The sequence below is a fragment of the Pseudoflavonifractor sp. An85 genome (assembly GCF_002161235.1).
Lineage (GTDB): Bacteria > Bacillota > Clostridia > Oscillospirales > Oscillospiraceae > Enterenecus.
Window position 1 is genome coordinate 1 of record NZ_NFHE01000094.1, and the last position, 1,343, is coordinate 1,343.

General features: G+C 62.5%; 2 protein-coding genes. Both read left to right on the forward strand.

Annotation, left to right across the window (positions count from 1 at the left end; genetic code table 11):
* Positions 1-457 (forward strand): hypothetical protein (locus tag B5G37_RS14460; RefSeq protein ID WP_204217963.1); only part of this gene is annotated, 457 nt, incomplete at its 5' end.
* 28 nt (positions 458-485) lie between these two features.
* Entirely contained in the window at positions 486-1,337 is an 852-nt protein-coding gene (locus B5G37_RS14465) for a hypothetical protein (protein ID WP_087258947.1), read from the forward strand.
* Positions 1,338-1,343: the final 6 nt, after the last annotated feature.

The window sequence follows — 1,343 nt, forward strand, 5'->3', positions numbered from 1 at the left end:
GCCGGAACGCGCGTTCTTCCCCGTGGACACCCGCGCCATGGATGAACTCGCGCAGGCAGCAGCCGAAACCGCCGTCAACCGGATTCCCGAGAATCTGCGCCCCTACGCGGCACCGGTACAGCAGGTCAACGCCTACCTCGATCCCACCACGGAATCCCATGCAGCCGTCACCGACATCCGCTGCGGCGAGAGACCCGAACGCCCGCACCTGACCGACCTGAAAGACCGGATCGCATGGGAACAGGCACGCAGGCTCCAATCCCATCCCCTTGAACGGATCGAGGTGCCCGTGGATTGGAACACGCTCATGGAACGATACACGTCCCAACCTTCAAAGCCGGAGGATAAGGGACGGGACGGCAACCTGAGCGACGAGGCGCGATCCATGCGGGACTCGTCCGCCACTCTCGCCAGCATCCACGAAACGGAAACCCCGGCCCACGAGACCACGAGATAACCGAGCAGCAAAGGAGAAACGAACCATCATGGCAGCACAGGAAACCACCACCCCGCAGCCCAAGGAGCGCATCATCTTCGATGCCGACTCGTACTACGGCACCGAAGGCGAGAACATGGCGGTCGAGGACATCATGGAACGCTACGGCATCACCGAGGAGGAGGTACGCGAACAGTATTCGGACGAGGAAATCTTCGACCGTGCGATGGAAATGCGGGAGACCGACTACGAGGAGGAGACCGACGCACTGATCGGCTGGTTCGACGGCCAGACCCCCGGCTTCACGCCCGCGATCACCGACGAGAACAGCGACTGGTACGGGAACCCCGTCATCGTGTCCGGCAGCATCGGACGGTGGTACGGCACCCGCAGCGGGTTCACCGTATACGACAGCTTTAGGGACGCCATCGACACATCCCCATCCCGCTACGGCGGGGACAACGTGTTCGCCGACTGCGAGATACAGAAAATCTGGGACGAGAACGGGCACCTGTTCCTCACCGGGGCGCACCACGACGGCAGCGTGAGCGTGGAACTCCGCCAGCTCACCAACGATGGCGCGGAAGCTTACGAGACCATCCGTGACGCGATGGATTCATCGGAACAATTCACCATAAACGGCAAGACCTACGGCGGCACGTACCAGTCCATCATCTACGCGCTCCGCGACCTGTGGAACGACCCTGATCTTGCGGAGGTGCCCCGCTACATGGAGAAAGCCTTCGGCTGCCCCGCCGAGGAATACGAGGAGCCGAAACACCCCAAGAAACAGGCGCAGACCGTGAGCCTCAGCGCGGAAGCCAAGAGCGCAAAGGAATCATCCACGCAGCTCGCACAGAACCACGGCAACACCGCCCCGGCCCACGAGACCGCACGCTGAAGAAGG

Excerpts from the sequence above, each read along its gene's own strand:
- B5G37_RS14465 (WP_087258947.1), top strand. The coding sequence starts at position 486 with ATGGCAGCACAGGAAACCACCACCCCGCAGCCCAAGGAGCGCATCATC.